18 protein-coding genes and 1 pseudogene are annotated in these 24,430 nt (G+C 68.1%); 6 read left to right on the forward strand and 13 right to left on the reverse strand.

The annotated features are described in order from the left end of the window. Positions 1-39 precede the first annotated feature (39 nt). Complete coding sequence (locus tag OH809_RS12020; RefSeq protein WP_406422396.1) at positions 40-363, reverse strand: TetR-like C-terminal domain-containing protein; 324 nt, start codon at positions 361-363, stop codon at positions 40-42. On the opposite strand from OH809_RS12020, the pseudogene OH809_RS12025 reads away from it, so the two are divergent. Further along, positions 363-1,667 (forward strand): annotated as a pseudogene (locus tag OH809_RS12025) (MFS transporter); the annotation flags it as partial. The gene OH809_RS12020 and the pseudogene OH809_RS12025 overlap by 1 nt on opposite strands. Before the next feature lie 217 nt (positions 1,668-1,884). Here OH809_RS12025 and OH809_RS12030 read toward each other — a convergent pair. From OH809_RS12030 to OH809_RS12050, 5 genes are all read right to left on the reverse strand, one after another. Further along, positions 1,885-3,636 carry a DUF4153 domain-containing protein gene (locus OH809_RS12030; RefSeq protein ID WP_406422395.1) on the reverse strand — a complete coding sequence of 584 codons (1,752 nt, stop codon included), beginning with the start codon at positions 3,634-3,636 and terminating at the stop codon, positions 1,885-1,887. Between the two features lie 184 nt (positions 3,637-3,820). Further along, a complete protein-coding gene (locus OH809_RS12035) occupies positions 3,821-4,732 on the reverse strand; it encodes an ADP-ribosylglycohydrolase family protein (protein WP_406422394.1) in 912 nt (303 codons plus the stop codon). A gap of 12 nt (positions 4,733-4,744) precedes the next feature. Continuing rightward, the gene (locus tag OH809_RS12040; RefSeq protein WP_406422393.1) at positions 4,745-5,404 is read right to left on the reverse strand and encodes a histidine phosphatase family protein; all 660 of its coding nucleotides are present in this window, start codon (positions 5,402-5,404) and stop codon (positions 4,745-4,747) included. A 25-nt stretch (positions 5,405-5,429) separates the two neighbouring features. Continuing rightward, complete coding sequence (locus tag OH809_RS12045) at positions 5,430-5,642, reverse strand: hypothetical protein (protein ID WP_406422392.1); 213 nt, start codon at positions 5,640-5,642, stop codon at positions 5,430-5,432. 179 nt (positions 5,643-5,821) lie between these two features. Continuing rightward, on the reverse strand, positions 5,822-6,427 hold the full coding sequence (locus OH809_RS12050) for a YdbC family protein (protein WP_406422391.1): 606 nt from the start codon (positions 6,425-6,427) through the stop codon (positions 5,822-5,824). Positions 6,428-6,516: 89 nt separating this feature from the next. Between OH809_RS12050 and OH809_RS12055 the strand changes: the two genes are divergently transcribed. Further along, on the forward strand, positions 6,517-7,473 hold the full coding sequence (locus tag OH809_RS12055) for a DUF1152 domain-containing protein (RefSeq protein WP_406422390.1): 957 nt from the start codon (positions 6,517-6,519) through the stop codon (positions 7,471-7,473). Between the two features lie 128 nt (positions 7,474-7,601). Next, a complete protein-coding gene (locus tag OH809_RS12060; protein WP_406422389.1) occupies positions 7,602-8,138 on the forward strand; it encodes a TerD family protein in 537 nt (178 codons plus the stop codon). Positions 8,139-8,236: 98 nt separating this feature from the next. Here the strand turns inward: OH809_RS12060 and OH809_RS12065 are convergent, their stop codons facing one another. Further along, positions 8,237-11,140 (reverse strand): vitamin B12-dependent ribonucleotide reductase, encoded by a 2,904-nt coding sequence (locus OH809_RS12065; protein ID WP_406422388.1) that lies wholly within the window; start codon positions 11,138-11,140, stop codon positions 8,237-8,239. 161 nt (positions 11,141-11,301) lie between these two features. Further along, positions 11,302-11,814, reverse strand: a complete 513-nt coding sequence (nrdR, locus tag OH809_RS12070) for a transcriptional regulator NrdR (protein ID WP_406422387.1) — start codon at positions 11,812-11,814, stop codon at positions 11,302-11,304. Positions 11,815-12,366: 552 nt separating this feature from the next. Here nrdR and lexA point away from each other — a divergent pair. Next, a complete protein-coding gene (gene lexA / locus OH809_RS12075; RefSeq protein ID WP_266980763.1) occupies positions 12,367-13,161 on the forward strand; it encodes a transcriptional repressor LexA in 795 nt (264 codons plus the stop codon). A 117-nt stretch (positions 13,162-13,278) separates the two neighbouring features. Here lexA and OH809_RS12080 read toward each other — a convergent pair whose 3' ends face one another. Continuing rightward, complete coding sequence (locus OH809_RS12080; RefSeq protein ID WP_406422386.1) at positions 13,279-15,249, reverse strand: ATP-dependent DNA helicase; 1,971 nt, start codon at positions 15,247-15,249, stop codon at positions 13,279-13,281. 264 nt (positions 15,250-15,513) lie between these two features. Here OH809_RS12080 and OH809_RS12085 point away from each other — a divergent pair, with 264 nt between their 5' ends. After that, on the forward strand, positions 15,514-16,713 hold the full coding sequence (locus OH809_RS12085) for an IS110 family transposase (protein ID WP_406422385.1): 1,200 nt from the start codon (positions 15,514-15,516) through the stop codon (positions 16,711-16,713). A 25-nt stretch (positions 16,714-16,738) separates the two neighbouring features. On the opposite strand, the gene OH809_RS12090 is transcribed toward OH809_RS12085, so the two are convergent. From OH809_RS12090 to OH809_RS12105, 4 genes are read right to left on the reverse strand one after another with little or no spacing between them, the layout of a single operon-like run. Continuing rightward, positions 16,739-18,610 (reverse strand): IucA/IucC family protein, encoded by a 1,872-nt coding sequence (locus OH809_RS12090; protein WP_406422384.1) that lies wholly within the window; start codon positions 18,608-18,610, stop codon positions 16,739-16,741. A gap of 60 nt (positions 18,611-18,670) precedes the next feature. Continuing rightward, positions 18,671-19,405, reverse strand: coding sequence for a GNAT family N-acetyltransferase (locus OH809_RS12095; RefSeq protein ID WP_406422383.1), 735 nt, complete (start codon positions 19,403-19,405; stop codon positions 18,671-18,673). Positions 19,406-19,465: 60 nt separating this feature from the next. Then, positions 19,466-21,361, reverse strand: coding sequence for an IucA/IucC family protein (locus OH809_RS12100; protein WP_406422382.1), 1,896 nt, complete (start codon positions 21,359-21,361; stop codon positions 19,466-19,468). A gap of 29 nt (positions 21,362-21,390) precedes the next feature. Next, positions 21,391-22,782: a diaminobutyrate--2-oxoglutarate transaminase family protein gene (locus OH809_RS12105; protein ID WP_406422381.1), complete on the reverse strand. Its 1,392-nt coding sequence runs from the start codon at positions 22,780-22,782 to the stop codon at positions 21,391-21,393. 315 nt (positions 22,783-23,097) lie between these two features. Here OH809_RS12105 and OH809_RS12110 point away from each other — a divergent pair, with 315 nt between their 5' ends. Next, positions 23,098-24,321 (forward strand): trypsin-like serine peptidase, encoded by a 1,224-nt coding sequence (locus OH809_RS12110; protein ID WP_406422380.1) that lies wholly within the window; start codon positions 23,098-23,100, stop codon positions 24,319-24,321. The last annotated feature ends 109 nt before the right edge of the window (positions 24,322-24,430 follow it).

The raw sequence follows: 24,430 nt of genomic DNA on the forward strand, positions 1-24,430 counted from the left end.
GACGGAACGCTCACGGTCCGGCTGCCACCGGTTGCGTTCTCAGCTGCCGGAAGGCCGGAGCAGCGGCACCATGATCTGATCGATCAATTCGGCGATGTACGCATCCGCCCATTCGCTGCCGCACACCTTGCTGCGGTACATCATCATCGCGGAGATCACGTCCAGGGCCAGGTCGCTCTTCGCATCGGAACGGACGTCACCCCGCTCGCCACCCCGGCTCACGACCTTCCGAAAGAGCTCGGTGGACGGCTGGATCACGCCTTGGAAGATCACGGCCTGGAAGCGTCCGGAGGCGCTCGAGTCGCACTCGTGAAGCACGGAAAGCAGGGCGGTTCCGGGCGTGGAGAGCATGGCGTCGCGCACTGCACCTACTCGGCGGCAGGGCAGGTGACATCCTCGGCGGCCGCCGGGTCTTCATCATCGGCATTCTGGTCTTCACCCTGGCTTCCCTGCTGGGCGGACTGGCACAGGAACCCTGGCAGTTGCTCGCGGCCCGGGCCCTCCAGGGCGTCGGTGGCGCCATCGCCTCGCCGACATCGCTGGCCCTGATCACCACCACGTTCCCCGAAGGACCCGAGCGGAACCGCGCCTTCGGGGTCTTTGCCACAGTCTCGGCGGGCGGTGGCACGATCGGCCTGCTGGCGGGCGGGATGCTCACCGAATGGCTCGACTGGCGTTGGGTCTTCTTCGTCAACGCACCGATCGGTGTGCTGATCACGGGTGCTGGCACCGCTGTACATCAGCGAGTCCGAGAAGCACCCGGGCCGCTTCGACATCTCTGGGGCGCTGACACCGACCCTCGGCATGGCCTCGCTGGTATACGGATTCATCCGAGCCTCCGAGGAGAGTTGGCGGGACTCCATCACCGTGGCATCCTTCGCCGCCGCGGTCGTACTGCTGGCCGCATTCGTCCTCATCGAAATGCGGGCGAAGGAACCGATCACGCCGTTGAGGGTGTTCGCCGACCGCAACCGGTCGGGGACGTACCTCATCATGCTCAGCCTGGCCGCCGCCATGTTCGGCATGTTCTTCTTCATCGTGCTGTTCGTACAGAACGTTCTGGACTACAGCCCCATTGAATCAGGACTGGCCTTCCTCCTCGTGACGGTCGCGATCATCACGGGGCAGGGCTGTCGCAGCGACTGCTGCCTGTCCTCGGCCCCAAGCCGTTCGTGATCACCTGATCGACGCTCAGCGGGATCGGTCTCTTCTGGCAGACGCTCGTCTCCCCCGACAGCTCGTATCTGAGCGGCGTGTTGGGGCCCATGGTCCTGTTCGGCTTCGGCATGGGGCTGAACTTCGTCACCCTGACCCTGACCGCGGTCTCCGGGGTCGCCCAGCACGAGGCGGGCGCGGCGTCCGGACTGCTCAATGCCAGCCAGCAGGTCGGTGGTTCGCTGGGCCTCTCCATCCTGGTCACCGTCTTCGGCACAGCGAGTCGCAATGAGGCGGAGAAGCAGATTCCGTCGTTCATGGCGCAGGCGACACCGGAGCAGAAGGCGACGTTCGCCAAGTCGCACGAACTGCCTGCACGGTGGGGGAACGCAGTGCTCACCCAGGGCATTTCGACTGCCTTCACGGCAGCGGTGGCGATGGTGGCCGTCGCCCTGCTGACTGCGATGCTGGTGATCCGGATGCGCGAGAGCGGCTTGGACGCGCTGAGCGGCAAGAGGACCTGCCGCGTAACGCAGCATGACGCGTGTCGCCACAGGAGCACGATCAGCAGGGCGTACCGGCGAGAAAGCGCCCGTCGGCACAGGTGCAGGACGTACCGCGAAGGGTGCGTCCTGCACCTGTCCGGATCGCCCGGTACGACTCGGACCGGGTCCCTGCACCGTACGTGCGACGCCATGCAGGGTGAGTGCGGGGCGGGGCGGGTAGGGGTCAGTAGGGGTCGTACGAGTCGTCGCCCTCGTAACCGTTGTGCTCGCTGTCTCCTTCGCTCCCCTGCCCCCGGCAGTCCGTCACAAGAGCATTCGCGCTCCGCTTCTCCAGAATGTCGCGTGCCCGCGCCTCGCCCCAACTGGTGGCATACCACGGTGCATCGAATTCACGGAGCGTGTGCTGGATCTCGTTGAGGGCACAGGACCGCAGCGGTTCGGGAAGCCTGTCGAGAGCCGGTACGGCGTCGGCCGAGAGTCCCCGGAGGTAGTTGATGTCGATGGTGTGATGGCTGCGCTGACGCTGCACATTCTGTTCCGCGATCAGCCCGTCGGGCGAGACCAGACCGAACGTGAGCACGGCAGCGGCGGCGCTCGCCGCCACGGCGCGCGGCAGCATACGGGCGCCGAACACGCCCGCCGCCATGATCAGGACGAGCACCACACCCAGCCAGAGTTCCACCGCAGCCACGGATATGCGCAGCCGGGTCAGGCCGTAGGCATCGACGTACAGGTCCATGCGCCGCAGCGCCGAGGCGACCACCACGAGAGTGAGGAGGCAGAGCGCGCCGAGGACGGTCCGTACGAGCGTGCGGTCGCGCGAGTGCCCGCGCGGTGCCCAGCGCAGCGCGAGCGCGATGACCAGGAGGGTGAGCAGGGTTGCCCACAGCAGCTGCCAGAAGCCCTGGCGTGCGTATGCGGAGTAGCTGAGATGGGTCTCGGTCATCACCTTGTCGTATCCGCCGAGCAGCACGGTGAACTGGATGGCGATGAAGACGGCGAAGAGCAGATTCAGCACGATCAGCGGCAGCGCCCATTCCAGGCGCCCGCGGGGCTTCCCGTCGCGCACGGTGACGTCGTCCCAGCGTACCGGGGCGGCGGCGGTGTACGCGGCGGTGAGGGCACCGACCAGACCAACCACGAACAGGAAGAACCGCCACGGGGCATCGCCCAGCGACACCTCGGGGATCAGGTTGCCGAGCACATCGGCGAACGCGGCATCCGCGCTGGCGAAGAGCGCTCCGAAGACGATCAGCAGGCCGATCGCAACCACAGTGGAACGGAACACGACACCCCACCGGCCGTGGGAACCGGTCATACGGTCGCGAACACCACCCGCTCCCCACCTCAGTCCCCCGGCCACGGAGGAGAAGAGGCCCACCGAACCGAGGAACACACCGAGCCAGCTGCGGCTGCCGTGCAGCGTCAGCGAGCCCAGCGCGACGGCCGACACAACGGCGAGGAAGGTGGGCCAGCCCGCGTCCCTGAGCGCCGGGACCGCGAGCAGCGCAAGGCCGCCGACCGCCCAGACGGCCGACCAGGTCCGGAGCCGACGGCCCGCTGCCTGCGCGGCGAAGTAGGCCGCGAGTGCGGCGGGGACTGCCACGATCAGCAGGTTCGGGCCGAGCCCCTCACCGAGCAACAACACGCTGAGGAGCGCGGTGGCGACGGCCGCCCAGAGCGTGGCGTTGCGGATGGCGGCCGGGCGGGCCGGGCGCAGCCGCGCGAGCGTACCGGCTGTCTGCCGACTGGTCTGCCATGGGTTGGGCTGCTGCGGTTGCCACCCTTGTTGCGCGTACGCCGGAACCCTCGGCGCCTGCGGAACGGCGTCCCGGGACTCCGGCACCTCGGACGGCTCCGGTCGCTGCGTCGGCTCCCCCTCCGGCTTTGACTCCATCGCGCGAGACGGTTCCGACGTACGAGGCGGTTCGGGCGCCTCTGGCTGGACGGCTGATTCTGACGCGTGATCGGGCATGGGACCCCTCCCCACCGAGGTCCGCTCACACGGCAGCTGAACAGTGCGAGCAGCCCGGCATCTCATTCGGCACACGCCCGTCATGGTGATCATCGAGGGCGGCGTGGCCGAAAGGTTAGCCCCCTGTTGCCGCTCGCAGCCGCCCGCGGCAGGGATGTGTCAGTACCGTGACAGTTGGCCCGTCTCAGCTGCGGCCCGGGCGGGGAAGCCAGTCCGGCAGCTCTTCCGCCTGCGCCGACCAGTCGGCCGGCGGTGCGCCCGCCTTGCCCGCCGCGACGACCCCACCGACGATCGCGCAGGTCGTGTCCACGTCCCCACCGGCCTGAGCGGTCACCCAGAACGCCTTCTCGAAGTCGCCGAGGCTCCGCGCCGCAGACCAGAGAGCGAACGGCACCGTGTCATGTGCACTCGTACGGCGGCCGTTGCCCAGAACCGCGGCCACGGTCCCGGCATCGCTGTAGTCGAGCATGTCGCGGGCCCGGCGCAGCCCGGCGCCCACCGCGCTGCGCGGTACGAGCGCGACCACGCCGTCGAGGAGATCCTCAGGCGTCGGCGGCCCCCCGGGCGCGGCTGCAAGCGAGGCGGCCGCCGCCACGGCCATCGCACCCACGACGGCTTCCCGGTGCTGATGCGTGGTGTAAGAGGAGATCTCGGCCTGGTGCGTGGCCTGCTCGGGGTCGTCCGCGTACCAGGCGCCGAGGGGTGCGATGCGCATCGCTGAACCGTTTCCCCAGGAGCCCTGACCGTTGAAAAGCGCCGACGCCAGCTCGCGCCAGTCGCCGCCCTCCCGGATCAGTCGGAGCATCCGGTTCACGGCGGGGCCGTATCCCCGGTCGAAGTCGTGATGGTCGGCGAAGGAGTGGGCGAGCGCGTCCTGGTCGATACGGTCGTGCCCGACGAGCACGGCCAGGACCGAGCAGGCCATCTCCGTGTCATCGGTCCATTGCCAGGGTCCGGGCGGCAATGTGCGCTGTTTCAGGAGCGGATAGTTGACGGGCACAAAGAACTGGGATCCCAGGGCGTCTCCCACGGCCAGCCCGCGCAGGCTGGCCAGGGCGCGCTCGAAGCGTGAGGCGGTAGCGGAGTCAGCGGTCATCGCCCTTCCACTCTATCCGGTGATGCCGTAGGGCTCAGGGGTGCGCCACCGCTCGAACGGCCGGTCAATCGTGTAGCGCCCGTCCTCGCCGAGTATCAGCGTCCGCTTCTCCCCGTTGCCGGGATTGGACAGTGACTCGAATTCGGCCACTGTCCAGTGGAACCAGCGCATGCAGAACAACCGCATCGTCAGTCCATGGGTGACCAGCAGAACGTTGGGCGGATGGTCGGGGGCTTCGAAGCTCCGGTGCAGGCTCTCCAGAAATGCTCCGACCCGGTCGTACACATCGGCGCCGGACTCCCCCTGCGCGAAGCGGTAGAAGAAGTGCCCATAGGCATCCCGGTACGCCTTCTGCAGTCTTACGTCCTCGCGGTCCTGCCAGTTTCCCCAGTCCTGTTCACGCAGCCGTGGCTCCTCCCGCACCCGCACCCGCTCCAGGTCGAGGCCGAAGGCCCTGAAGGTCTCGTGCGTGCGGCGATAGGGCGAGACGTACACGCTGACCCGCTCCCTGCCGAAGAGTTCTCGCAGCTGTGCCCCCGTCTCCCGGGCCTGCCGCAGGCCCGTCGCGGTGAGCCGCAATGCATGGTCGGGCTCACGCTCGTACACCGTGTCATCGGCATTGCCCTCGGACTCGCCGTGCCGGACGAGGACAATGCGCTGCGGTCGTGCCATGTACAGACCCTAGATCGGTTCCAGCTCATTCGAGCAGCTGACCCCTTCCGCTGTATGCCGCCGGTGAAACGGCGCCGCAGAGCCGGTCGTGGGAGACCAACAGCACCACGGCCGCAGCTCCAGGGCTCTTCTTCAGCTCCCGCACCGGGCCGAGCACCACGTGGTGTTCACGGGCTCGTCGAGCAGCAAATCCGCGGGCCGGCAGACGGGCGAGCGCGAGCCGCCTGTGCTGCCCCACGGAGAGCGGTCCGCCGGGTACCCGCAGGTCCTGGACACGGAACAGCCCGTTGCCCGAGACACCGCGGACCTGCCCGGCGACGCAGCCCAGGCTGCCGCCCCGGCACGCAGTTCAGCACCCTCCGCACCCGCGGCAAGACCTGGCTGATCACTAGCGTACGGGCCCCGGGTGCCGTCGGCTCAGACCGTCCAGGAGGGCTCGAGCTGCACGACGTCCCCCGCCAGAGCTGCCACATCGTCCTCGGTCTGCGCCCGTTGCGAAAGCCGTTCGACGCTCCCCGGCCGGTATTTGCCTCGCTCAGCGCTCGACTGCCACATCGACAACACCAGGAACTCGTGCCCCGGCGCTTCGCCGAACACACCGCGCAGCATTCCGGGGGATCCGGCCATCGCCGGATTCCACACCCGCTGCTGCATCAGCGCGAAATGCTCCACGCGGTCCTCATGCACGGTGCTGTGTGCCACTCTGACCACGTCCGCATCAGTGAAATGCGGCTCGAAGCCGGTCTTCACGTCGAAGCGGCATTCGAACAGTTTGACCTGGATGTCGCTGTACGTTCCGGCCTGCGCCGCAGCCAACTGGTCATGCGCACGCGCCATGAAGGAGTCGTAGAAGACCCGGTTCTCCCAGAACGCGAACACATGGGCAACCTCCGGTCGCCCCCGACTCCATCCGCCCCCCTGTCCCCTGAACCCCGGCTCACCGAGCAGCCCCGCCCATTTTCGCTGCCCCCGCTCGAAACCACGACGATCCATCACGGTGCAGCGAATCCACTTGACCAGCACCGCGCCATCGTACGGCGCCGAACGTGGCGCGCGTCACGCTCTGCCCGAGTGCGCCCGAACCGGTCAACCCGGATCGGAGAATGATCTCCATGACAGCCTTCCACACCAACCCTCTGTTCGCGCGCCTCGAATCGGCCGAGCGCATCCTCGTAGCCGGGGCGGGTGGCGGCTTCGACATCTACGCGGGCCTGCCGGTGGCGCTCTCCCTGCTCCATCAGGGCAAGGACGTCCAGCTCGCCAATCTGTCGTTCAGCGCGCTCGCAGGGCTTCCCCCCGATGCATGGCCGGCACCGGACGTCGCCGCCATCACTCCCGAAACGGCCCTCCACCAGGCGTACTTCCCGGAACGCACCCTCGCCCAGTGGCTCGATCTGCACCACTACCCGAGCACCGTGCACGCCTTCACCCGGGTGGGAGTGCAGCCGCTGCGCGCGGCCTACCGGGCGCTGATCGAGCGGTACGACATCGATGCGGTCGTCCTCGTCGACGGCGGTACGGACATCCTGATGCGCGGCGACGAAACCGGGCTCGGCACCCCGGAGGAGGATCTGACCAGCGTCGCCGCCCTCGCCGGAATCGACGTACCTGAGCGCCTGGTCGTCTCCGTCGGCTTCGGAATCGACGCGTACCACGGGGTGAGCCACGGACTCGTCCTGGAGAACATCGCCGCTCTCGAACGCGACGGCGCCTGCCTCGGAGCATTCTCCGTCTCCCGTACGACGCGCGAGGGCGCCCTCTTCGTCGACGCGGTGGCACACGCGCAGGAGCACACGCCCGAGCACCCGAGCATCGTCAACGGATCGATCGCCGCCGCGGTCCAGGGCGCTTTCGGGGACGTCCAGTTCACGCCACGCACCCGTGGCAGCGAGCTGTTCATCAACCCGCTGATGACGCTCTGCTTCGTCTTCGAGCTGGAAGGGCTGGCCCGCAACTGTCTCTATCTCGACCGCATCGAGAACACCCACCTGATGCGGCAGGTCAGCAGCGCGATCGAGCTCTTCCGCGAAGAGATCAGCCAGCGTCCACCGCGCCGCATCCCGCACTGAACGGCGCCGGGAACAACAATGGCCCGATTCCGCCGCCCGCGCCCAAGCCGGTTGGCTCCAGGAAGAGTTACGGACATGATCGGGTGGTACGACCGGTCCTACGGCCCAGCGGCAAGGAGGGAAGCCCGATGAGCACTCCCAACAAGGACATCGAAAAGGTCGAGGTCAGGCTCAAGTGGGACCCGAGTCCGCCGGGTGCGCCCGCTCACGACCTCGACATCATCGCGGCGACCTACCCGGCGGACGAACCGTCCGGCAGCCCCTCGTATCTCGTGCACTTCGACAGCCGCTCGCCGGACGGCACCATCACGCTGAACCGCGACAGCAGGACCGGCCAGGGTCTCGGTTTCGACGAGGTGATGACTCTGGAACTGGAGCGGCTGTCGACCGCGTACACCCGGGTCGTGGTCGGAGTGGTCATTCAGCAACGCGACGGCCGGAAGACGTTCGGCGACATAGCCAATACCGGCGTGCAGATTCGCGAGGGCTACACGAACCTGGCGGAGGACGACTTCTCCGGAGTCGCCGCCGCCACCGCGGCGACCGTGGCCGAGTTCGTCCGGGACGGATCGGGCGTCTGGACGTTCCGCGGAACGGTCCGGGGCTTCGACGGCGACCCCAGTTCGTACGCCGCGATCATGGGAAGCCACAAGCCGGGCACCTGACGCCTTGAACCCCGGCAGGACAGACGCCGAGGGCGGCGGAGTCGAGAGACCGACTCCACCGCCCTGACCGGTGCTTCATGCCCCTACGGGGCTCTGAATCAGCTGCAGCCGCTGGTCGAGCCGCAGCCCTCGCAGATGTAGCAGGACCCGGCGCGCTGCATCTTCGTGCCGCAGGAGAAGCAGAGCGGCGCGTCCGCGCTGATGCCCAGCTGCATCTCGACGAGCTCCGCCGAGGTGTGTGCCGTCCTCGGAGCGGGCATCTCCGCCTCCTGCGGAGCGGCCACCGCCTTCAGCGGCTCCGTCCGGAGCGGGGCGGACTGGGCCAGGCCCTCGACGTCCAGCTCGTCGTCCTCGAGAGACGGCTCGTACGAACCGGTGTCGAGGTGACGCTGACGCTCCTCGGCCGAGTGGATGCCGAGTGCCGAGCGGGTCTCGAAGGGCAGAAAGTCCAGCGCCAGGCGGCGGAAGATGTAGTCGACGATCGACTGCGCCATCCGCACATCCGGGTCGTCCGTCATGCCGGCCGGCTCGAAGCGCATGTTGGTGAACTTCGAGACGTACGTCTCCAGCGGGACGCCGTACTGCAGACCGACCGAGACGGCGATGGAGAAGGCGTCCATCATGCCGGCAAGGGTGGAACCCTGCTTGGACATCTTCAGGAAGACCTCACCGAGACCGTCGTCCGGGTAGGAATTGGCGGTCATGTAGCCCTCGGCGCCGCCCACCGTGAAGGAGGTGGTGATGCCGGGACGGCCCTTGGGGAGACGCTTGCGGACCGGGCGGTACTCGACGACCTTCTCGACCGCGGTACGGATGGTCTCCTCGGCCTTGGCCGCTACCTCGGCCTTCTCCTTCTCCTTGGTCTTCGCGGAGAGGGGCTGGCCGACCTTGCAGTTGTCGCGATAGATGGCGAGCGCCTTGACGCCCATCTTCCACGCCTCGAAGTAGACCTCCTCGACGTCCTCGACGGTGGCCGTCTCCGGCAGGTTCACCGTCTTGGAGAGCGCGCCGGAGATCCACGGCTGGATGGCCGCCATCATGCGCACGTGACCCATCGCGGAGATGGAACGCTCGCCCATCGCGCAGTCGAAGACCTCGTAGTGCTCGGCCTTCAGACCGGGGGCGTCGATCACATTGCCGTGCTCGGCGATGTGGGCGACGATCGCCTCGATCTGCTCCTCCTGGTAGCCCAGGCGGCGCAGAGCCTGCGGAACGGTGCCGTTGACGATCTGCATCGAGCCGCCGCCGACCAGTTTCTTGAACTTGACCAGGGCGAGGTCGGGCTCGAGGCCGGTGGTGTCACAGGACATCGCGAGACCGATGGTGCCGGTGGGCGCGATGACCGAGGCCTGTGCGTTGCGGAAACCGTTCTTCGCGCCGAGGCGGATGACGTCCTGCCAGGCCTCCGTGGCGGCGGCCCAGATCGGGTTGTCCAGGTCGTCCATGTGGACGGCCACGGCGTTGGCGTCGGCGTGCTGCTTCATGACGCGCTGGTGCGGCTCGGCATTGCGGGCGTAGCCGTCGTACGGGCCGACGACCGCGGCGAGCTCGGCGGAGCGCTTGTACGAGGTGCCGGTCATCAGCGAGGTGATGGCCCCGGCGAGGGCGCGGCCGCCGTCGCTGTCGTACGCGTGGCCGGTCGCCATCAGCAGGGCGCCGAGGTTCGCGTAGCCGATACCCAGCTGACGGAAGGCGCGGGTGTTCTCGCCGATCTTCTGGGTCGGGAAGTCGGCGAAGCAGATGGAGATGTCCATCGCGGTGATGACGAGCTCGACGACCTTGGCGAAGCGCTCGGACTCGAAGGACTGGTTGCCCTTGCCGTCGTCCTTGAGGAACTTCATCAGGTTCAGCGAGGCCAGGTTGCACGACGTGTTGTCCAGGTGCATGTACTCGCTGCACGGGTTCGATCCGTTGATCCGGCCGGACTCGGGGCAGGTGTGCCACTGGTTGATCGTGTCGTCGTACTGGATACCCGGGTCGGCACAGGCCCAGGCGGCCTCGGCCATCTTGCGGAAGAGGGACTTGGCCTCGACCTCTTCGATGACGTCACCGGTCATCCGGGCGCGCAGCCCGAACTTCCCGCCGGACTCGACGGCCTTCATGAACTCGTCGTTCACGCGGACCGAGTTGTTGGCGTTCTGGTACTGGACGGACGTGATGTCGTCGCCGCCCAGGTCCATGTCGAAGCCCGCGTCGCGCAGGGCGCGGATCTTCTCCTCCTCCTTGACCTTGGTCTCGATGAAGTTCTCGATGTCGGGGTGGTCGACATCGAGAATGACCATCTTGGCCGCACGGCGAGTGGCGCCACCGGACTTGATCGTTCCGGCGGACGCGTCGGCGCCACGCATGAAGGAGACAGGACCGGAGGCGTTGCCACCGGAGGACAGCAGTTCCTTGGAGGAGCGGATACGGGAGAGGTTCAGGCCGGCGCCGGAGCCGCCCTTGAAGATCATGCCCTCTTCCTTGTACCAGTCGAGGATCGACTCCATGGAGTCGTCCACGGCCAGGATGAAGCAGGCGGAGACCTGCTGCGGCTGGGGCGTGCCGACGTTGAACCAGACCGGCGAGTTGAAGCTGAAGATCTGGTGCAGGAGGGCGTACGCCAACTCGTGCTCGAAGATCTCGGCGTCGGCCGGAGAGGCGAAGTAGTTGTAGTCCTCGCCCGCCTTCCGGTACGTCTTCACGATCCGGTCGATGAGCTGTCGCAGACCGGTTTCGCGCTGCGGCGTGCCCACAGCGCCGCGGAAGTACTTGCTGGTGACGATGTTGACCGCGTTCACCGACCAGAAGTCGGGGAACTCGACGCCACGCTGCTCGAAGTTGATCGAGCCGTCGCGCCAGTTGGTCATGACGACGTCACGGCGCGCCCACGCCACCTCGTCGTACGGATGCACGCCGGGGGTGGTGTGGATGCGCTCGATACGCAGGCCCTGCTTCGTCGCAGTCGACTTGGATCCCTTGGCTCGGGAACCTCGTGCCGGGCCGCTCGCCGTCTCTGTCATGCCGCCTCCCATATGTGGGCAAAAACGCCCTGAAGTGCCCAGAACTTCCCGGGGCACAGTGTGTGTCTGATGCTTCGGATGCCGCGCACAGCGCCCGGAGCAGGTTCCTGCAGCCGCCCTGCCGCTGATCTCACAGCCCTGTGTCGATCAGCCGGTGTCACTCAGTCGGCGGCGACGGCGGGAACGGGAACCTCAAGAGTCCCGCCGGTCCCGCATTCCTCCATGGGAGACCGTCGCTCGCGGAGTTCCACGATCGCGGCCTCGAAGTCTTCAAGTGTGTCGAACGCCCGGTACACGGACGCGAAGCGCAGGTACGCGACAAGGTCGAGTTCCTGCAAGGGGCCAAGAATGGCCAGACCCACGTCGTGGGTGGTCAGCTCGGCGCTTCCGGTGGCGCGCACCGCCTCCTCGACCCGCTGGCCGAGCTTGGCGAGGGCGTCCTCGGTGACCGGCCGCCCCTGGCACGCCTTCCGCACGCCGGAAATGACCTTGGTGCGACTGAAGGGTTCGGTCACCCCGCTGCGCTTCACCACCATCAGCGAGCAGGTCTCCACCGTGGTGAAACGGCGGGAGCAGTCGGGGCACTGACGGCGCCGACGGATCGACGTACCGTCGTCGGTGGTGCGACTGTCGACGACCCGACTGTCAGGGTGCCTGCAGAAGGGGCAGTGCATGGCTCCGAACCCTCCTTCACGGCACGACTGAATAGCTCTTCAGGCCCTGTTGGGGGCCTTCGAAGCAGCCACAAGCATAGGCGATGGCCACGGCCGGATCGACCGGAGACCACAACTTCTGGGTAGCTGGAACAATCCAACCACTAGATCTTGGGTTTGGTTGCGCATTTGGCCCTAGTGCGTGTCACGCATCCCGGGCGGCCCGCAGGCAACGTGCGGCCGCCCACGAGGTTACGGGACACTCCCGGCAGCACGGATCGCGGGGCACCCGGCGTCTGACCCGAACGGCCGCCGGAAGACCACCCCGCGTGGCAGAGGCGCGGCCGCGAAGGCTACCGTAATGCTCCGAATTGCCGGTCGCACCGGAGCGCCGCAAAACGGCCCGGGCCTGGGCCGGAACACCGTCGGAAACCCACCCGAACCTTGCTCATACACCCAGCAGTGAACAGGGCACAGACTTTTATTCCTTTTTCACTCGAACGTGTGTTTGGCGCAACCTTTCGAAAGCTACTACCGTTGTCCAGCTAGGGAGACCATTCGAGAGGGGCCGACGTGACCACCACCGCAGACAGTGCCACCATCACTGCCCAGGACCGCTCCCAGAGCCGACTCCAGCCGGTGCATGCCATGAATGACTCAGTCACGAACACGGAGGGGCCAGAGCCGGCACGACCGGCGCGCTCGCTCCCCGGCCGACCTCCAGGCATCCGAGCGGACAGCTCGGGGCTCACGGACCGCCAACGGCGCGTGATCGAGGTCATCCGGGATTCCGTGCAACGCCGGGGATACCCGCCGTCGATGCGGGAGATCGGTCAGGCGGTGGGCCTGTCCAGCACGTCCTCCGTCGCCCATCAGCTGATGGCCCTTGAGCGCAAGGGCTTCCTGCGCCGCGACCCGCACCGTCCCCGGGCGTACGAGGTCCGTGGTTCGGATCAGCCCAGTACGCAGCCGACCGATACGACCGGCAAGCCCGCGGCATCGTACGTACCGCTCGTCGGGCGGATCGCAGCCGGTGGCCCGATCCTCGCCGAGGAATCGGTCGAGGACGTCTTTCCGCTCCCCCGCCAGCTGGTCGGGGACGGCGAGCTGTTCGTTCTGAAGGTCGTCGGCGACTCGATGATCGAGGCGGCGATCTGTGACGGCGACTGGGTCACCGTCCGCCGTCAGCCCGTAGCGGAGAACGGCGACATCGTGGCCGCGATGCTGGACGGCGAAGCCACCGTCAAGCGCTTCAAGCGGGAGGACGGCCATGTATGGCTGCTCCCGCACAACTCCGCGTACCAGCCGATCCCTGGCGACGAGGCAACCATCCTCGGCAAGGTCGTGGCGGTGCTGCGGCGAGTGTGAAGAGACACCTGTTCCGACAGGGCCCCGGGACCCGCTGCGCCTGTCCCGGGGCCCTGTCCGTGCGGCTGACGCCGCCGACCGCTCAAGGATGAACAGGAGCCCGGGCGGGCTTCCGGATCACCGCCCGTCGGCCTTGGCGGCAGCGTCGATCGCCGCGAGTGAGCGGCGGGTCTGGTTGCGGTCCGTCGTGTACCAGAAGTCGGGAAGCGAGGCCCGGAGATAGCTGCCGTACCGGGCATTGGCCAGCCTCGGGTCGAGCACTGCGACCACACCCTTGTCGCCCGTGGCTCTGACCAGACGACCGGCTCCCTGGGCCATCAGCAGTGCGGCATGGGTCGCCGCGACAGCCATGAACCCGTTGCCCCCCGCCTCCTCGACGGCCTTCTGGCGCGCGCTCATCAGCGGGTCATCGGGACGCGGGAACGGGATCCGGTCCATGATCACCAACTGGCAGCTCGCTCCCGGGACATCGACGCCCTGCCAGAGCGAGAGGGTGCCGAAGAGGCAGGTCTCGGGGTCGGCCGCGAAGTTCTTGATCAGCTCACCCAGCGTCTCCTCGCCCTGCAGCAGGATCGGATTGTCGAGCCGGCCACGCAGTTCCTCCGCGGCGGCCTGGGCGGCCCTCATGGAGGAGAAAAGCCCGAGCGTGCGCCCGCCGGCGGCCTCCACCAGTTCGGCAAGCTCGTCCAGCATGTCGGTGCGCGAACCCTCGCGGCCGGGCGTGGCCAGGTGCTTGGCGACGTACAGGATGCCCTGCTTCGGGTAGTCGAAGGGCGAGCCGACGTCGAGCCCCTTCCACTGCGGGATGTCGTCGCCCGCGGTGCCCTCGGGGGCCAGGCCCAGGGACGCGCCCACACCGTTGAAGTCTCCGCCGAGCTTGAGCGTGGCGGAGGTGAGGACGACGGAACGGTCCGCGAAGAGCTTCTCGCGCAGGAGGCCGGAGACGGAGAGCGGGGCGACGCGCACAGACGCGCCGAAGCGGTCATGGCGCTCGTACCAGACGACGTCGTACTCGGACCCCTGGGTGATGCGCTCGGCGACGCCGTGGATCGTCTCCACGGAGGCCATCGCCTGCTTGCGAACGGCATCCTCGTCCTGGACGGACTTGTCCCGGGTGGACCCCAAGGCCGTGATCACGGTGCGAGCAGCGTCGCGGAGCGCCATCAGCGCGTAGCCGAGGTCCTCCGGGACCTCTTCCAGACGGCCGGGGAGCGCCAGCTCCATCACCCGCTCGAAGCCCTCCGCCGCGGTCTGCAGGGCATCGGCGGCCTTCTCGTTGACCAGCTTCGCCGCGCGGCGCACGGCCCGGTTCACCTGCCCGGGGGTGAGTTCTCCGGTGGCCACTCCGGTGACCCTGGAAACCAGCTCATGGGCCTCGTCGACGATCAGCACTTCATGCTGCGGGAGCACCGGGGCCCCCTCGATCGCGTCGATGGCGAGGAGCGCGTGGTTGGTGACGACGACATCGGCGAGCTTGGCGCGCTCGCGGGCCATCTCCGCGAAGCACTCCGCGCCGTACGCGCACTTGCTGGCACCCAGGCACTCCCGGGAGGAGACGGAGACCTGCGCCCAGGCCCGGTCGGACACGCCGGGGGTGAGGTCGTCGCGGTCTCCGGTCTCGGTCTCGTCCGACCAGTCCCGCAGCCGCAGCAGATCCTGGCCGAGCTTGCTCGACGGCGCCGCGGCCTCGAACTGGTCGAAGAGTCCCTCTTCCTCTTCCTGCGGGACACCTTCGTGCAGCCGGTGCAGACAGAGATAGTTCGAGCGCCCCTTGAGCATCGCGAACTGGGGTCTACGGCGCAGCAGGGGATGCAGGGCGTCGACCGTACGCGGAAGGTCGCGCTCCACGAGCTGGCGCTGCAGGGCCAGGGTGGCCGTGGCAACCACGACGCGCTCCCCGTGCGCCAGCGCGGGCACCAGGTAACCGAGAGACTTGCCCGTGCCGGTACCGGCCTGGACCAGCAGATGGGAATTGTCGTCGACGGCCTCGGCAACGGCCTCGGCCATGGAGGCCTGACCAGGCCGTTCCGTACCGCCGACGGCGGTCACGGCGGCGTGCAGGAGCTCGGGGAGGGATGGCTTCGTCATAGCGTGACCAGCCTACGGTGCACCACTGACATTGATACTCGTAAGTGGGTTCCGGTGGTCGTGGCTCCACCACTGACTGACGCCCTGCTGGGCTGTCCTCCGGTTGTTCTGTCCGGCTGCCGGGACCCGTTCTTCATGGCTCCGGCCAGGTGGAACATGACCTGATAGGAGCTTGGTCAGAAGCCCCCTCAATGTCCTGTCTGCCCCACCCGGCCGGGCGCCACCTCCGGCTAGGAAGGCACCTCCAGCATGACAGCAGCGGGCATGACGGACACAGCGCACGAGACCGTGTACGGAGGAGTCGACTCCCACAAGGACACGATCCACGTGGCGGTCGGCACCGACCACGGTGGCCACGTCACCGACGCCGAGTTCCCGACCACGACCGCCGGCTTCGCCGCGGCGATCGCGTTCCTCAACGCACACGGCACCGTGACCGCCGTCGGAGTGGAGGGAACCTCCTCCTACGGCCTCGGATTCACCCGTGCCGCCCGCCACGCGGGCCTGGCAGTGGTGGAGGTCAACCGGCCCGACAAGGCCGAACGCCGCCGGATCGGCAAGTCCGATCCGATCGACGCCTACGCGGCCGCCCGCGCCGCCCTGTCCGGACGGGCGGCAGCCGCGCCGAAGGATGACACCGTCAGCGGCATACGCGCCCTCCACAACGCAGCCCGGTCCGCGATCAAGGCCCGCACCGCCACCCTGAACCAGATCGGCCACATCCTCATCACCGCCCCGGACGGCATCCGCGCCAAGTACCGTGCCCTGCACGGCAAGACGCAGATCAACGCCCTCGCCCGCCTGCGTCCCACCGGCGACCAGCTGCATGTCGCCGTCCTGACCGCACTGAAGAGCCTCGCCCAGCGCGTCCAAGCCCTCACCACCGAGCACGACGCACTCACCGCGGCACTGGACGCCGCCGTCACCGAGCAGAATCCGGGCCTGCGCGCCGCCTACGGCGTCGGCCCCGACACCGCCGCCCAGCTCCTTGTCACAGCCGGCGGAAACCCTGAACGCCTGTACACCGAGGCATCCTTCGCAGCCCTGTGCGGCGCCGCCCCCGTACCCGCCTCCAGCGGCAAAACCAACCGCCACCGTCTCTCCCGGGGCGGCGACCGCGCCGCCAACGCCGCTCTCTACCGGATAGCCCTCGTACGGATGGCCAGCGATGGCCGCACCCGCGACTACGTGGCCAGGCAGACCGAAGCCGGACGGACCAAGAAAGAGATCATCCGACTCCTCAAACGCGCGATCGCCCGGGAAGTCTTCCGCTGCCTCACCACAGCGGTGGCCGTCCCCGCCATCGCCGACCTGCGACCCGCGCGCCAGGCCAAGAACATCACCCTCACCGCCGCCGCCCACCACTTCAACGTCTGGCCCGCAGTCATCTCCTGCATCGAACGCGGCACCCGCCGTGACGACACCCTCGCCAATGCCTACCGCGACTGGCTAACCGCCGCTTGACAGCCAATAGGAGCATCAACGGGGATCACTCCAGGACTCGTGCGGAGGGGTGGAGTGGGTTGGGAACCGTGCCGTGGACGGCGGCGTGGGGGCGCTCGGGCCGGTCGCGGTAGCCGTCGCGATACAGGCGGTTGCGGTTGAGGCAGAGGCGTTCGATGCGCGGCGTCAGCATGTCGAACATCTCGAAGCGGTCCTTGAGCTCGGGAAAGCGGGCGTGGTGACGCAGGATCTCGGCTCGGACGAGTGACCAGAATTCGTCCTCCGGGACAGCCAGCTGCTCCTCGCACAGCCTGGACAGGAATCGGAAGACACCGACGAAGAGCCCTGAGTGGATGAACTGGGTGAGGAAGCCGGGCTCCTCGGTGAGAAGGATGCTGCGTACGTCGTCCGGCATGGTCGCGTGCTCCGGCAGCGGCCGGGCGCTGATGTTCACATCGTCGACGAAGTCCTTGATCGCCAGCCGTACGGGCACATCCTGGCCGTCGAAGACCACGATGGCGTTCTCGCCGTGTGGGGAGAAGACCGTGCCGTACTGGTAGAGGAAGTGCAGCAGCGGCGGGAGCAGTGCGGCGAAGAGCCGGGTCAGCCAGGCGGAGGGGGTCAGACCCGAGCGGGCGACGAGCTCGGCCGTGAAGGCGCGGCCGTGCGGATCCGTGTGGAGCAGCGACGCAAGGGTGCGGGCGCGCTCGCCGGGCGCGAGCCGGGGGTGGAGCGGTTCTCGCCAGATCGCGCCGAGGATTTCCTTGAACTGGTACGGGGTCTCGGGGAGATGATCGTAGAGCGGATGCTCGACTGTTACGGAGGCCACCTCTCCGAGCAGGATGACCCCGCAGGTGTCACGCAGAAAGGGGTCGCGGTCGCGCAAGCCCTGGACCCAGGTGGTGACGGCGGGTGCCGCGAGGGTGCGCTCGGTCGGGAGACCCCGCCAGACCAGCGTGTTGAGGATCGACAGCGGCAGTTTGACGGTGTGCCGGTCGGGGTGTCCGAGGTTGGCGAAGGTACGGATGGACTGCTGCGGCAACCGTAGGTCTTCGTCGGTGTGCAGCGGAACGATGTCACCGTCGGCAATGGCCGGGGCGAACAGCGGAACGATCCATTCGTCCCACTGCCAGGGGTGCACGGGAAGAAAGAGGTAGGAGTCCGGGTCGAGGCCGCGGGCGCGGAGCTCGGCGGTGAATGATGCGCGGACCGAGGCGTCGAGTTCCTGCGCGTACAACTGCTTGGGAGTGGCGAGGCGGGTCACACCTCGGTAGCCGGCGATCCGGGTGCTCACGGCGATCCACGGCAGCCTGACCGGTCTGCGGGCCTCGGGCGTGAAACGGGAGGCGTCGGCGGCGGAGAATCCGAGGCGCCCCTTGTTGGCGACGAGCCACGGATGGCCGGTCTGGTGTCCCTCGAGCTCGGCGTAGTCGAGTTCGGCCAGCCGGGCGGCGGTGAACGCGGTGTGGTCCAGCCGGGCGTCGGCGGCGAGTGTGGTGGTGATCTCGCGGATCAAGTGGCCGAGAGTGGCGCCGTCGAGTTCGAGGAGGCGGTGGGCGCGGGCAAGGAACTGCAGCGGATCGCGGAACGGGATGGTCCCGGTGCTCTCGTCCTGACCGGTACCCGCGGGCGCGTTCCGGTCGCTGACCCGCATCGAGTCGGTGGCGACGTGCCAGCCGCCGTAGACGCCCCGTCCGGCGCGGAAGTTCAGGGTTTCGCCGTCGTCCAGCGCAAGGGTGTAGGTGTCGCTCCCGGCGGCCCTGGGGACCGGCTCGATGACTTCCTCGTAGGCGAACTCTCCGAGCATTTTCGCGAGCAGGCGGGCGGCAGCCCGTTCCCAGACCGTCCGGTTCAGTTCTGGAGTGCTGAGCAGCGCGGGAGACTCCGCTGATTCATGGCTCGCAGGATTGTTCGGCACGCGGACTCCTCGGGACGGAACCGATGGGCTTCGAGCGGTGTAACTAATGCAACAGGTCGTTCACAGCTGGGCACGGTGGGCTCGGTCGCGGACCATCAGGGCGGCTCGCTTGTCGGGGAGTTCGACTTCCGCGGAGAACCGGAAGCCGGCGCTCAGGAAGGCGGAGACGGAGGGGGTGTTGCGCAAGTCGGGTTCCGCCACGACGCGTGCGCAGAGAGGACGGTTGTCGAGTACGAGGTCGGAGACGGCCCGGAGCAGGGTGGTGCCGACGCCGCGCCCGCGGTTGTTCACACCGCCGATGAGGAGGTGGATTCCTGTGTCATGTGGTCGGGCGGGATAGTGGCGCGCCAGTGGGTCGAGGTCCGCACGGTAGATCTCCCAGTAGCTCATGGGAATGCCGGAGAGCACGCCCAGGCAGGGGACGCTGCGTCCGTCACCGTCGAGCTGCGGGCGTAGATGGGTGGCGGTGACGGCTTCGTCCCCTGCGAGTTCCCAGAAGGTGGCGACTGCGGGGTCGTTCATCCAACGACTGATCACGGTCAGGTCGCGGTCCAGTCGCACGGGGACGAGTTGGAAGACACCGGCGGTCGTGGTGATCGGTCGCCATTCGGCCGGGTTGTCGAGCAGGCTGGAGGTGCCGGACGGGGCGGTGGCCGGTGTTGATGCCGGTGTGTCTTCCCCGAACAGCGCGAGGAACTCGTCGGAGAGCTTCAGGTCCAGGGTGTCCTCGATGCCTGAACCAGCCTGCGGGGCGGGGCCGGTTCCTGCATCGGCGTGCGCATCGTCGGGAGGCACGGTGACGCTCTCCTCTCAGCGGTCCAGTGGTTCAGTGGTTCAGGCGATGGTCATGTTCCTTCAGGCATACAGGGGGTTGGCGATGGTGACATAGACGGACTGAGTGTCGACGGGGCCGACGAGTTCGTCGAGACCGTGGAGCCGGGTCAGCATGTTGGCCTTGCACCGCAGGTGCGGGTTCTGCAGCAATTGCGCGGGAAGCGGGGAGCCGAGGTCGATGACACCACCGAGGAACCGGCGGAGGCCGGCGATGAGCACTCGTTCATCGGCGAGATGCTCGGCGCCGAAGGCCCCGATCAGACCGAAGATGTTGTTGATGCCCAAGTAGTAGGCGAAGCGCTCGTCGGTGACCGCGTCGGAGACGAAGGTGTCGCTGAGGATTCCGATGCCGGGGAGCCTCTGCTCAAGTGCCTGGCGATGCGATTCGCGGAAATAGTAGCCCTGATTGTCCCGATATCGACCCCCGATGGGCCAGCCGGCGGTGTCGAGCAGCACCAGCGTGTTCTGCTGGTGGGCTTCGAGGGCAACGCCTGCTGTGGCATCGAGCCACAACACGGGGCGCACGACCCGGTCGAGGTAGCGCAGGAACCACTCGGCGGCGACCGCTCCCTTGGTTCTGCCGGTGGTGGCAGCGAGGCGGAAGACGATGTCGGCGAGGCGCGATTGCATGCCTGGCCGGTCGGACCAGGGGCGCGGGGAAGTCAGCCCGGCGATGCACACCGCATCGTCGTACGGGCCGAAGGGGTTGTGGCGCAGCATGACGTCGAGGCCGGGGACGGGTTCGCCACCCGGTGCGTCGACGGCGAGCCAGGCCGGGTCGCGAACGATGTCGAAGCCGGGGTGGACGGCGTGCCACTGCGCAGCGAGTCCACTGCGGAGCAGCCGATGGACCTCCACGCCCCGGTGGAGTTCCTTGCGAAGATTCTCACGACGGGAGTTGGTGATGCGTACGCCGAGGGAGAGCTTGAGCATGACGTCGGCGCCGGACTGATGGACGGTACGGACGGAGGATGTGGGGTGCCAGGGCTCGCCGTGCGGTCCCAGGTCATGGAGAAGACCGGCTTCGAGCAGGGCCGCGACGTCCGGACGGCTGCCCAGTTCCCGGGCCTGCCAGGGGTGGAACGGAATCGGTGCCGCGTTGGCGGGGAGGTGCAGTCCGTCGGCGTGGGAGGCGACGAGGTCTTCGGCGGGGACGGGGCGGCCTCCGTCCGTCCAGGAGGACTCGGTGGCCAGCAGGGAGCGGTCCACAGCCATCCAGTGCAGCGGGAAGGAGCCATGCAACTCGGGTGAGTAGAGACGGGATTCGGTCTCGGAGATGCCTTCGCGGCTCTTGGGGCTGGGGTGCAGGGGGTGCCCCAGCAAAAGCGACTGCTCGGCGGTGAGGAAGAGGTCCGCGTCGGCGGGAGGTTCAGGTGCGCGGCGTCGCTCGGCGATGAAACCGGCTGTACGGCGTACGGAGTCGGCGACCCTGGCCACCATGTCGGCACCTTCGTTGCGGTCTGCCTCTCGACCCAGGAGGGCGGCGACGGTGACGGCATCGGTGGTCGGCGCCTCGTCGGGTGCGTGTTCCAGGTTGGGCGGGCCGAAGCGGTGCCATCCCGTGGCGGACCAATAGAGGACGGGGACGAGCAGGGCGGTGCCGCTGGCGGGAAGCGGGATACGGAGAGCGTTCCCGTCGGGTCGGGGCAGATCGTTCTCGCGGACCCAACAGCGCAGCAGGTTCTCGACGCCTGATGCGTCTGCGGCCCGGAGCGGGTCCGGGTGGTCGAGAGGATCGGCCGTTCCTGCGTCGGCCGGGGGTGCCTGCGGAGTGCACCGCTCGCCATGTAGGGCTGCCATCTGGCGCGGCACCGTCGTCTGCTCGACTGCCACTCGGCCGACGAGCACGGACTGGCCTCGTTGCTGACCGACGGGAGCGCCGTCGGCCTCGGGCGCGGGCGCGGGGGTGGGGTTCACGGCGGTCTTCCTTGTGAGGGTGTCCGGGGTCAGTGGGTCGACCCGGTCGTGATTCGGCGATGCGGCGAGCGTTCAGCGGCTGCCAGGGCGTCGGCGAGGCGGTCGACGACCGCCGTTGCCTGTTCGTCGGTGAGTGTGAGCGGAGGGAGCAGGCGTACGACGGTGGAGTGGCGTCCGCCGAGTTCGACGATGAGGCCGCGTCGGAGGCATTCCTGCTGAACAGCGGCGGCGAGGACCGGATCGGGCGGTGCCTCGGTGGCGCCTTCGGTACCGCCGGTGAGCGGGGCGGACTCGGGGTCGACGAGTTCGACCCCGATCATCAGCCCCCGTCCGCGGACGTCTCCGATGCACGGGTGGTCGGTGGCCAGCGTGCGGAGGCGGGCGAGCATACGGGCGCCGAGCGACGCGGCGTGCTCGGCGAGCCGGTTCTCGCGCACGTAGGCGAGGGTCGCAGTGCCGGCGGCCATCGCGAGTTGGTTGCCGCGGAATGTACCGGCGTGGGCGCCCGGTTGCCAGGTGTCCAGTTCGGAGCGGTAAATGATCACTGCAAGCGGGAGGGACCCACCGATGGCCTTCGAGAGCACCATCACATCAGGGGTGATCCCGCTGTGCTCGACTGCCCAGAAAGCGCCGGTCCGGCCGACGCCGGTCTGGACCTCGTCGGCGATCAGGGGGATGGAACGGGACGCGGTGATCTCACGCATTCGGCGCATCCAGCCGTCGGGGGCGGGGTTCACGCCGCCCTCCCCCTGCACCGGTTCGAGGATCATTCCGGCCGGCGCGGGCGCTCCGCCCTTGGGATCGTCCAGCAAGCTCTCGGTCCACCGGGCGGCGATGTCGGCACCGCGTTCGCCACCGATGCCGAACGGGCACCGGTACTGCAGCGGGAAGGGAAGTCGGGTCACGCGGACGTCCTCGGCTCCGCCCGAGGCCGCAAGGGATCCCGCCGTCATCCCGTGGTAGGCGCCGGTGAAGGCCAGGAGTCCGCTGCGCCCGGTCGCGGCACGGACCAGTTTAAAAGCTGCCTCGACGGCGTCCGTGCCGGCCGGTCCGCAGAACTGGATACGGGCGTTGTCGGCGAACTGCCGTGGCAGTGTGGCGAACAGTTCCGTGGTGAACGCGTCCTTGACCGGCGTCGCGAGGTCGAGGACGTGGAGGGGCGCACCCGAGTCGATGACCTTCTTGATCGCTTCCAGAACCACCGGATGGTTGTGCCCGAGCGCCAGCGTGCCGGCTCCGGAGAGACAGTCGAGATACCGCCGTCCGTCCGAACCTTCGATGGTCAGCCCGCGGGCCCGCACAGGCACGATCGGCAGTGACCTCGCATAGGTGCGAGCGGCCGATTCGCGCAGCGACTGGCGGCGCAGGATTCCCTCGTGCACCGCGGGTGGTGCCACCGGAGCTGGTTCGGTCACGGCCACGGCTTCTGGTCCTCCCGCTGTAACAGTTGCGTTGCACGTCAGTACGTTTCCGCAAGGACGGACGGCGGCGATGAACGCTGCCCGTAAGTCCCTCGTACGTACCAACGACGCCGGGCGCAGGGGATCACGGGTAAATCGGAAGATCCTTGCGGAGACGGAACCGTGGACCTGCTGCGTACCGTCACCACCGGCACCGGCATAGTGGGGGCCGTGCCGACACTCCGGGCACCATCACCGGAGCCCGCGGTGCGTTCGGAACAGTGCCCAAATGCACTGCAGAAGTGTTGAGTTACGAAGTCCCAGGGGGATCACCGCATGCAACCGATACGACCAGTTCTCACGGCACGTCCGGGGAGGAGCGCACGTCGCACACCCTCGTCCGTGCTCGCTGTGGCCGCGGTCACCGCCGTTCTCGCGCTCACGGCCACCGCCTGCGGGCCGAGCGAGGACGGTGCGAACACCGAGCCGAGCAACTCCGCCGAGCAGACCTCGGACGACAAGATCACCATTCCGGATGATCTGCGGGACCGGCTCAAGGAACACGGAGTCGACCTCGACAAGTGGAAGAACGGCGAGTGGAAGAACTGGGACAGGGACAAGTGGCTGCGTGAGGCCAAGGACTTCGTCAACCCGATCATCGAGGGCCTCTGGGACCCGGACCGTATGCGGGATGCCGACAAGGCGCCCGAGCAGCCGGTCGACGACGACATCTCGGGTGACAAGGGTGTGACGGACCCGACGCCCGCGCCGGTCCAGGCCACGAATGTGCAGTCGCCATACCACGGCAATGCCGCAGAGTCGGGGAAGCTCTTTTTCGACGGCCCCGAGGGTTCCATGGTCTGCTCCGCAACCGTGGTGAAGGACCCGGCCAATCCCGGAAGGTCCAACCTGGTGTGGACCGCCGGGCACTGTGTGCACGCGGGCAAGAAGGGCGGCTGGTACCGCAACATCGCCTTCGTGCCGTCGTACAACAACAGCGGCCTGTCGCTTGCCGAGCTGAAGAACGCGCCCAAGGAGAAGATCGCTCCATATGGCGTGTGGTGGGGGCAGTGGGCGCAGACGTCCGACCAGTGGATCGCCGACGGCGGCCCCACCGGTGGCCAGGGAGCCCCGTACGACTTCGCGGTCCTGCATGTGGCCCCGGAGAAGGGCTCGACCGGTAAGTCCCTTGAGGAGACGGTCGGTTCGGCGCTGCCTGTCGAGTTCAACGCCCCGGCCGTGCCGAAGATCGACAGCATGACGGCAACCGGCTTCCCGGCCGCTCCGCCGTATGACGGTCAGAAGATGCTGCAGTGCAAGGACAAGCCGGGCCGCCTCTCGCTCACTGAGGCAGACCCGACGATGTACCGCATCGGGTGCTCCATGACCGGCGGCTCCTCCGGCGGTGGCTGGGTCGCGGCGGGCCAGGACGGCAAGCCCGCACTGGTATCGAACACGTCCATCGGCCCGGTGACGGCCGGCTGGCTGGCAGGGCCGCGCCTCGGCAAGGAGGCCAAGGGCGTCTACGACGCGGTCAGCAAGAAGTACGCGGCGCAGTAACGCACACGAACTAATACCGGCAGCCTTGCCGGTGACGGTTGCTCAGGGGGCCCTCGGCGCGACAGCAGTCCGTCAGGCGCCCCCTCATGCGTCGGCGCCTCGGTGGCGG

Source organism: Streptomyces sp. NBC_00873 (assembly GCF_045207415.1).
In the GTDB taxonomy this organism is placed as follows: domain Bacteria; phylum Actinomycetota; class Actinomycetes; order Streptomycetales; family Streptomycetaceae; genus Streptomyces.

What these genes read in the sequence shown, in the direction of transcription:
- OH809_RS12030 (WP_406422395.1), bottom strand. Translation starts at nt 3,636, where the DNA reads ATGCCCGATCACGCGTCAGAATCAGCCGTCCAGCCAGAGGCGCCCGAA.
- OH809_RS12035 (WP_406422394.1), bottom strand. Translation starts at nt 4,732, where the DNA reads ATGACCGCTGACTCCGCTACCGCCTCACGCTTCGAGCGCGCCCTGGCC.
- OH809_RS12040 (WP_406422393.1), bottom strand. Translation starts at nt 5,404, where the DNA reads ATGGCACGACCGCAGCGCATTGTCCTCGTCCGGCACGGCGAGTCCGAG.
- OH809_RS12055 (WP_406422390.1), top strand. Translation starts at nt 6,517, where the DNA reads ATGACAGCCTTCCACACCAACCCTCTGTTCGCGCGCCTCGAATCGGCC.
- OH809_RS12060 (WP_406422389.1), top strand. Translation starts at nt 7,602, where the DNA reads ATGAGCACTCCCAACAAGGACATCGAAAAGGTCGAGGTCAGGCTCAAG.
- OH809_RS12065 (WP_406422388.1), bottom strand. Translation starts at nt 11,140, where the DNA reads ATGACAGAGACGGCGAGCGGCCCGGCACGAGGTTCCCGAGCCAAGGGA.
- nrdR (WP_406422387.1), bottom strand. Translation starts at nt 11,814, where the DNA reads ATGCACTGCCCCTTCTGCAGGCACCCTGACAGTCGGGTCGTCGACAGT.
- OH809_RS12080 (WP_406422386.1), bottom strand. Translation starts at nt 15,249, where the DNA reads ATGACGAAGCCATCCCTCCCCGAGCTCCTGCACGCCGCCGTGACCGCC.
- OH809_RS12085 (WP_406422385.1), top strand. Translation starts at nt 15,514, where the DNA reads ATGACGGACACAGCGCACGAGACCGTGTACGGAGGAGTCGACTCCCAC.
- OH809_RS12110 (WP_406422380.1), top strand. Translation starts at nt 23,098, where the DNA reads ATGCAACCGATACGACCAGTTCTCACGGCACGTCCGGGGAGGAGCGCA.